This window comes from Streptomyces sp. NPDC058955 (assembly GCF_042741435.1).
Taxonomy (GTDB): Bacteria; Actinomycetota; Actinomycetes; order Streptomycetales; family Streptomycetaceae; genus Streptomyces.
In genome coordinates this window covers 11,986-19,560 of the sequence record NZ_JBHYKM010000134.1, presented here as the reverse complement: position 1 = coordinate 19,560, position 7,575 = coordinate 11,986, and the positions used below count along the sequence as shown (strand labels likewise).

Here is a 7,575-nt window from a genome sequence, read left to right as displayed (position 1 = left end):
AGTAGTGCGCGGCCGGCGTCGTCAACTCAAAACCCCCCCCCCCCACCCCGGCGGGGGCCCCGGCTCGTCCCGGGGGGCGCCCTCACGCGCACGACCGTGTCCGGCTACGCGGCTTCCTTCGCCTTCGTGGCGTACATGTCCACGTACTCCTGGCCCGACAGCCGCATGACCTCGGCCATCACCGAGTCCGTCACCGCCCGCAGCACGTACCGGTCGCGGTCCATGCCCTCGTACCGGGAGAACTCCAGCGGCTCGCCGAACCGGACCGTCACCTGCACCGGCCGCGGGATGCCCGCGCCGCCCGGCTGCGCCTTGTCCGTGCCGATCACCGCGAACGGCACCACCGGCGCGCCGGTCATCAGCGTCAGCCGGGCCACGCCCGTACGGCCCCGGTACAGCCGGCCGTCGGGGGAGCGGGTGCCCTCCGGGTAGATCGAGAAGATCTTCCCCTCCTCCAGCACCCGGCGGCCCGTCATCAGCGCCGCGACACCGCCGCGGCCGCCGTCCCGGTCCACCGGGATCATGCCGACGCTGGTGAAGAACCAGGCCATCAGCCGGCCCTTGATCCCCGTGCCCTTCACGTACTCGTCCTTGCCGATGAAGAAGACCTGACGGTCCAGGCAGATCGGCATGATCATCGAGTCGATGAAGGTGAGGTGGTTGCCCGCGAGGATCACCGGACCGGTCCCGGGGACGTTCTCGGCGCCCTCGACACGGGGGCGGAACATCAGACGCAGGATCGGACCGAGGGTGGCCTTGACGATCGCGTGACGGGACAACGGTTCCTCCGGTGTCGGGCGGGCGGCTCCGGGGAGCCGACGGTGCAGCACGCGACGATACTCGCGGGTCACCGCCCCGCGCACATCGGGTTCACCGAACGGATACACGGTGTTGACGCGTGTTTGCGCCATGTTCCGCCCAGGTCCGCCGCCCGTAGGGGATCACTGCCTACCGTCGGGTCCAACCGTCGACAGGTGCGGGACATCACACAGGAGGACCTCCATGACCCAGGGCGCACCCAGGACCCCGGCCCGCCGCACGGTGCTCGGAGCGGCCGGCGCCGCCGCGTTCGGCGTCACCGCCGGACTCGCCGCCGGCCCGGGCACCGCGCAGGCCGCCGAGACCGGCGGCCCACAAGGCCAGGGCCACGGGCGCGGCTACCGCTCGCTCCCCGTCCCGACCGTCATCGCCCACCGCGGCGCCAGCGGCTACCGCCCCGAGCACACCCTCGGCTCGTACGCGCACGCCCTGGACCTCGGCGCCCACGTCATCGAGCAGGACCTCGTCCCCACCAAGGACGGGTACCTGGTCTGCCGCCACGAGAACGACATCACCGGCACCACCGACGTCGCCGACCACCCCGAGTTCGCCTCCCGCCGGACCACCAAGTCGGTCGACGGCGTCTCGTACACCGGCTGGTTCACCGAGGACTTCACCCTCGCCGAGCTGAAGACCCTGCGCGCCAAGGAGCGGATCCCCGGCACCCGCCAGGAGAACACCCTCTACGACAGCCGCTGGACCGTCCCCACCTTCGAGGAGGTGCTGCGCTGGGCCGACGAGGAGGGCCGCCGCCGGGGCCGCGAGATCTGGCTCCACGTCGAGACCAAGCACCCCTCGTACTTCCGCTCGATCGGCCTCGGCCTGGAGGAGCGCCTCGCCAGGCTGCTCCGCCGCTACGGCCGCCACCGCGCGAACTCCGCCGTCTTCCTCCAGTCCTTCGAGCCCAGCAGCATCCAGCGCCTGTCGAAGCTGGTCGACTCGCCGCTGGTGGTGCTGCTCTCCGGCGCCGCCACCCGCCCGTGGGACTTCGTCGAGGCCGGCGACCCGCGGACCGTCGCCGACCTCGTCACCCCCGCCGGACTGCGCTGGATCGCCTCGTACGCCCAGGGCATCGGCCCCACCCTCGACCTGGTGATCCCCAAGGACGCCACGGGCCGGCTCGGCACCCCCACCACCCTGGTGCGGGACGCCCACGCGGAGGGCCTGATCCTCCACCCGTACACCCAGCGGAACGAGAACACCTTCCTGCCGGCCGACTTCCGCCGCGGCACCGACCCGGCCGCCTACGGCGACGCCTTCGGCGCCCTGAAGCGCTACTTCGAGACCGGCATCGACGGCATCTTCTCCGACAACCCCGACACGGCCCTGCTGGCCGCCGCGGACGTCGACGCCCGCTGACCCGGGCCACCCGGCCGGCGCCGTACGCCGACCGGGTGGTTCCCCGCCCGGGGCGCAACCGCGCCGCCGCCCCGCCGCATCGTGCCGGTCATGACCTCCCCGGAAACCCTCCTCGCCACCCTCACCCCGCTGCTCGCCGCCGAGTCGCGGGCGGAGGCCGCGGCCGCTGGGATCGAGCCCGGCGACCTCGAACAGGCCGTCTGGCTGCGGCTCCTGGAACGGCTCAGCGCCGACGGCGCCCCCGAGCGCCCCGCCGACTGGCTCCGCCGGGCCGTCCGCGCCGAGGCCCGCCGGGCCCGCCGCACCAGCGGCCGCGAACGCCCGTACCACGACGGGGACACCCGCCCCGAGGCGTACGGCTCCGGTCCGGAGGGCTCCGCCCTCACCGCCGAACGCCGCCGCACCCTCCGCGCCGCCGTCACCCGCACGCCCGGCCGCTGCCCCCGCCTGCTGAACGCGATGCTCGACCCCGCGGACCCCACCTACCGGGAAATCGCAGGAACGTTGGGTATCTCACAAGGCAGTCTGGGACCGATGCGTTCCCGTTGCCTGGGATGCCTGCGCAGAATGCTCGCGGCAGAGGTTCCCGCATCCGGCCGACGGGGAAGGGTGCGGGGTACCGATCGGTGACCAGATGAGCGGGAGGCATGCACACATGGGCCTGAGTGTGACCATCTCGGCGGCGGACGCGCGCGACGCGGAGCAGATCCTGAAGCTGCAGTACCTCTGCTACCAGAGCGAGGCCGAGCTGTACGGGGACTGGTCCATCGAACCGCTCACCCAGTCGCTCGACGCCGTCCGCGCCGAGCTGGCGGAGGGGTACGGCCTGGTGGCCCGGCTCGGCGACGAGGTGATCGCCTCCGTCCGCGCCCGGACCGACGAGGACGGCACGGTCCACATCGCCAAGCTCATCGTCCACCCGCGCATGCGCCGCCACGGCATCGGCGGCCGGCTCCTCGACGCCATCGAGCTGCACTCCGCCGGGACGGACGCCGCCCCCAAGCGCTTCCAGCTCTTCACCGGCCACCGCAGCGAGGGCAACCTCCGCCTCTACCGCGCCAAGGGCTACGCCCAGGTCGGCGCCCGCGAGGTCGGACCGAAGCTCACCCTCGTCACCCTGGAGAAGGCCGCCTGAGGGCCGCCGGGCGCCGGTGTCAGGCGGTACGCGACCGGCGCAGCCACCAGATGCCGCTGAGCGGCAGCAGCACCGGGATGAAGACGTAGCCGTAGCCGAACTCGGACCACACCGTGGAGTCGGGGAAGGCCGACGGCTCCAGCAGCGTCCACGTCCCGACGATCAGCACGCCCGCGAGCTCGGCGGCGCAGCACACCAGCGCCGCCCTGCGGGCCGTCTCGCCGCCCCGCACCAGGGTGTACGTGATGAACACGTAGACGACCGCCGCGACCGCCGAGAGCGTGTACGCCAGCGGCGCCTCGTCGAACTTGGCGCTGATCTCGTAGACCGAGCGCGAAGCCGCGCCCACCGACATCACGCCGTACAGCCACACCAGCAGCATGCCGGGGCCCGTGACCAGCCGGGTCCGTGCCTGGGTCCCCGCCATGGTCAGCCCACCGTCCAGATGTCGAAGAGACGCACCTCCAGGACGGCGAGCACGACCGCGCCCGCCGCCACCGTCGCCGAACCCCAGCGGGTCCGCTCGGCCAGCGACATGAAGCCGGCGATCGGCACCGCGCACAGCGCGCCGAGCAGATAGGCGACGAAGATCGTCGTCCCCTCCTCGGCCTTCTCGCCGCGGGCCAGCTGCACGATGCCGACGATCAGCTGGACCAGGACCAGGAAGGTCACCACGGCCATGCCGATGAAGTGCCAGTCCTTGGTGGCCTGGTCCCGGTAGGCGGCGAAGCCGCACCAGGCGGCGAGGGCGAGCGCGGCCACCGAGACCGCGATCGTGAGGGCGTCAAGCATGCGCCCGAGGGTATTACGGCCCGAATGCCCCGATGCCCCCGCCCCCACCCCACGCCCCGCGCCGGGACGGCCCCTCCCGCGCGCCGCAGCGCGATGGCCCCTCCAGCGCCCCGCGGCACGACGGCCCCTCCCGCGACCCGTCGGCCACCGGACCGGCCCGCCCTCCACCCCTCCCCGGACCGTGGCCTTGGCCACATCCCACGTTCTCCCGCCCCGGCCCCCGCACCCTCGGAGGCCGTCTCCGCCGCAGGCGGCACAGGGGGCGGGGCGCCCGAGGGCGGCCCCCACGCCCGTCTCAGCGGCGTCCGGAATGCGGACACCGGACTTCCGTTCGCGACTGCGCATGCTTTACTTGCAGGCATGACCACGACGAGCAACCGCATCCTTGCGACCGAGGCGAACACGACGCCCGGTGCTCGTTGTATGTGTCGAATGTGCGCCTTCTGAGGGCCCCCGCCTGAGCCTCGCGCCCCGAAGCGAGACCCGACGGCCGAGCCGATCCGCCCGCCCCACCGGCGCCGGACCGTGCCCGCCCCGCGCACACCGCCACCCCGGCCGACCGCCGGAGCGGCTTCCCGTGCGCCTGACTGTCCGAATGACGAATGCCCCGTGCACGGCGGACCCACGCGTCGCGCACTCGACAGTGACGGAAACCCCTGTGATCACCACTTCGGGCCTGACCAAGGTCTACGAGTCACGCGGCCGCCAGGTCACCGCCCTGGACGGCGTCGACCTCCACGTCCGCGAGGGCGAGGTCTTCGGCGTGATCGGCCAGAGCGGCGCCGGCAAGTCCTCCCTCATCCGCTGCGTCAACCTCTTGGAGCGCCCCACCTCCGGCACGGTGACCGTCGACGGCGTCGACCTCACCGCCCTCGCCGGCAAGGGCCGCCGCGCCGGCAAGGACCTGCGCCGGGCGCGCAGCAGCATCGGCATGGTCTTCCAGCACTTCAACCTGCTGTCCTCCCGCACCGTCAAGGACAACATCGAGCTCCCCCTGGAGATCCTCGGCGTCCCGTCCGTCGAGCGCTCTCGCCGCGCCTTCGAACTCCTCGACCTCGTCGGCCTCGCCGACAAGGCGAAGAGCTACCCCGGCCAGCTCTCCGGCGGCCAGAAGCAGCGCGTCGGCATCGCCCGCGCCCTCGCCGGCGAGCCCAAGGTCCTCCTCTCCGACGAGGCCACCAGCGCCCTCGACCCGGAGACCACCCGCTCGATCCTCCAGCTCCTGCGCGACCTCAACCGGCAGCTCGGACTCACCGTCCTGCTCATCACGCACGAGATGGACGTCGTCAAGACCATCTGCGACTCCGCCGCCCTCATGCAGAAGGGCCGGATCGTCGAGTCCGGCACGGTCGCCGAACTCCTTGCCACCCCCGGCTCCCAGCTCGCCGCCGAACTGTTCCCGGTCAGCGGCCACGCCACCGGCCTCGACCGCACCGTCGTCGACGTCACCTTCCACGGCGAGGCCGCCACCCAGCCGGTGATCTCGCAGCTCTCCCGCACGTACAACATCGACATCTCCATCCTCGGAGCCGCGATGGACACCGTCGGCGGGAAGCAGATCGGCCGCATGCGGATCGAACTGCCCGGACGGTACGAGGACAACGTCGTCCCGGTCGGCTTCCTGCGCGAGCAGGGCCTCCAGGTCGAACGCGTCGAAGACCCGCGGGACCTCGCGGAACCCACCGCCCCCGCCGTGCCCGTCCAGCCGCACGTGCTCGTGAAGGAGAGTGCCAAGTGACCTGGGAAGAGATGCGCCCCCTGCTCGAACAGGGCACGGTCGACACCCTCTACATGGTCCTCTGGGCCACCGTCGTCACCATCGTCGGCGGCCTGCCGCTCGGCATCCTCCTCGTCCTCACCGACAAGGGCGGACTGCTCCAGAACCGGCCCGTGAACAAGGTCGTCGGTGCGATCGTGAACATCGGCCGCTCGATGCCGTTCATCATCCTGCTGATCGCCCTGATCCCCTTCACGACCTTCGTCGTCGGCACCTTCATCGGCCCCACCGCCATGATCGTGCCGCTGGCCATCGGCGCCATCCCCTTCTTCGCGCGCCTGGTCGAGACCGCGATCCGCGAGGTCGACCACGGCCTCGTCGAAGCTGTCCAGTCCATGGGCGGCGGCATCCCCACCATCGTCCGCAAGGTGCTGCTCCCGCAGGCCCTGCCCTCGCTGGTCGCCGCCGTCACCACCACCGTCATCGTGCTCATCGGCTACTCCGCGATGGCCGGCGCGGTCGGCGGCGAGGGCCTCGGCTCCAAGGCCGTCACCTACGGATACCAGCGCTTCGACACCACCTTCATGCTCGTCACCGTCGTCGTCCTGGTCGCCATCGTCACCGTCGTCCAGCTCGTCGGCGACGGAGTCGTACGGCTCCTCGCCCGCCGCGGCCGCACCGCCTGACGGCACCTCAGACCCCTTCGCCACGCGAAGACCAGAGCCCGGACTCGTTGTCCAGGCGTCCACCGCTCCACATGAAAGAGGCACTCTTCGTGCGTAAGAACATCAAGCTCACCGCCGGCTTCGCGTCCGTCACCGCCCTCGCCCTCGGCCTCACCGCCTGCGGCACCTCGTCGGACCCGTCCTCCGCCGAGGACGCGGCCGGCTCCGCCGACAAGGCGCTCGTCGTCGCCGCGTCCCCGACGCCGCACGCCGACATCCTGAAGTTCGTCCAGGACAACCTGGCCGAGAAGGCCGGCCTCAAGCTGGAGGTGAAGGAGTTCACGGACTACGTCCTGCCGAACACCGCCACCCAGTCCGGCCAGGTCGACGCCAACTTCTTCCAGCACAAGCCGTACCTCGACGACTTCAACAAGAAGAACAAGACCACCATCGTCCCCGTGGTCAACGTCCACCTGGAGCCGCTCGGCCTCTACTCCAAGAGCCTGAAGTCGGCGAAGGACATCAAGGCCGGCCAGACCATCGCCGTCCCCAACGACACCACCAACGAGGGCCGCGCGCTCCACCTCCTCGCCGAGAACGGCCTCATCACCCTCAAGGAGGGCGTCGGCACCGACGCCAAGCTCTCCGACATCACCGACAAGAAGGGCCTGGAGTTCAAGGAGCTGGAGGCCGCCACCGTGCCCCGCGCCCTGAACGACGTGGACGCCGCCGTCATCAACGGCAACTACGCCATCGAGGCCGACCTGTCCCCGGCGAAGGACGCCCTGGTCCTGGAGAAGGCCGAGGGCAACCCGTACGCCAACTTCCTCGCCGTCAAGGAGGGCAACGAGAAGGACGCCCGCGTGCAGAAGCTCGCCGAGCTCCTCAACTCGCCCGAGACGAAGAAGTACATCGAGGACACCTACAAGGGCTCCGTCATCCCCGCCTTCGGCGCCGCCAAGTAAGGCCACCGGTACAGTCCTTGAGCGGAAGGCCCCCCCCCCCCCCCCGCGCCCCGCGGGGCGGACGCTGCGCCCCCCCCCCGCCCCCCCCGCCACGCGCGCCCCGCGCCCCCAACAAACTTAATA

Annotated in this window: 9 protein-coding genes; 6 read left to right on the top strand and 3 right to left on the bottom strand. The window is 71.6% G+C overall.

Going from position 1 to position 7,575, the window contains the following annotated elements; genetic code table 11:
• Window positions 1–104: 104 nt before the first annotated feature.
• Complete coding sequence (locus ACFW1I_RS33395; protein ID WP_384677012.1) at window positions 105–728, bottom strand: lysophospholipid acyltransferase family protein; 624 nt, start codon at window positions 726–728, stop codon at window positions 105–107.
• Between the two features lie 274 nt (window positions 729–1,002).
• Between ACFW1I_RS33395 and ACFW1I_RS33390 the strand changes: the two genes are divergently transcribed.
• The 3 genes from ACFW1I_RS33390 (at window position 1,003) to ACFW1I_RS33380 (ending at window position 3,313) form a co-directional block, all read left to right on the top strand.
• Window positions 1,003–2,178 carry a glycerophosphodiester phosphodiesterase gene (locus tag ACFW1I_RS33390; RefSeq protein ID WP_384677010.1) on the top strand — a complete coding sequence of 392 codons (1,176 nt, stop codon included), beginning with the start codon at window positions 1,003–1,005 and terminating at the stop codon, window positions 2,176–2,178.
• A 90-nt stretch (window positions 2,179–2,268) separates the two neighbouring features.
• Entirely contained in the window at window positions 2,269–2,808 is a 540-nt protein-coding gene (locus ACFW1I_RS33385) for a sigma-70 family RNA polymerase sigma factor (RefSeq protein ID WP_384677008.1), read from the top strand.
• Between the two features lie 25 nt (window positions 2,809–2,833).
• Complete coding sequence (locus tag ACFW1I_RS33380) at window positions 2,834–3,313, top strand: GNAT family N-acetyltransferase (protein ID WP_384677006.1); 480 nt, start codon at window positions 2,834–2,836, stop codon at window positions 3,311–3,313.
• A 19-nt stretch (window positions 3,314–3,332) separates the two neighbouring features.
• Here the strand turns inward: ACFW1I_RS33380 and ACFW1I_RS33375 are convergent, their stop codons facing one another.
• Both ACFW1I_RS33375 and ACFW1I_RS33370 read right to left on the bottom strand, forming a co-directional pair.
• Window positions 3,333–3,740 (bottom strand): hypothetical protein, encoded by a 408-nt coding sequence (locus ACFW1I_RS33375; protein ID WP_384677004.1) that lies wholly within the window; start codon window positions 3,738–3,740, stop codon window positions 3,333–3,335.
• 2 nt (window positions 3,741–3,742) lie between these two features.
• On the bottom strand, window positions 3,743–4,105 hold the full coding sequence (locus tag ACFW1I_RS33370; protein ID WP_384677002.1) for a hypothetical protein: 363 nt from the start codon (window positions 4,103–4,105) through the stop codon (window positions 3,743–3,745).
• Window positions 4,106–4,763: 658 nt separating this feature from the next.
• On the opposite strand from ACFW1I_RS33370, the gene ACFW1I_RS33365 reads away from it, so the two are divergent.
• The 3 genes from ACFW1I_RS33365 (at window position 4,764) to ACFW1I_RS33355 (ending at window position 7,452) form a co-directional block, all read left to right on the top strand.
• Window positions 4,764–5,843, top strand: coding sequence for a methionine ABC transporter ATP-binding protein (locus ACFW1I_RS33365; RefSeq protein WP_384677000.1), 1,080 nt, complete (start codon window positions 4,764–4,766; stop codon window positions 5,841–5,843).
• Window positions 5,840–6,508: a methionine ABC transporter permease gene (locus ACFW1I_RS33360; protein ID WP_384676998.1), complete on the top strand. Its 669-nt coding sequence runs from the start codon at window positions 5,840–5,842 to the stop codon at window positions 6,506–6,508. Before ACFW1I_RS33365 ends, ACFW1I_RS33360 begins: the two co-directional genes overlap by 4 nt.
• 89 nt (window positions 6,509–6,597) lie before the next feature.
• Window positions 6,598–7,452 (top strand): MetQ/NlpA family ABC transporter substrate-binding protein, encoded by an 855-nt coding sequence (locus ACFW1I_RS33355; RefSeq protein WP_384676996.1) that lies wholly within the window; start codon window positions 6,598–6,600, stop codon window positions 7,450–7,452.
• Window positions 7,453–7,575: the final 123 nt, after the last annotated feature.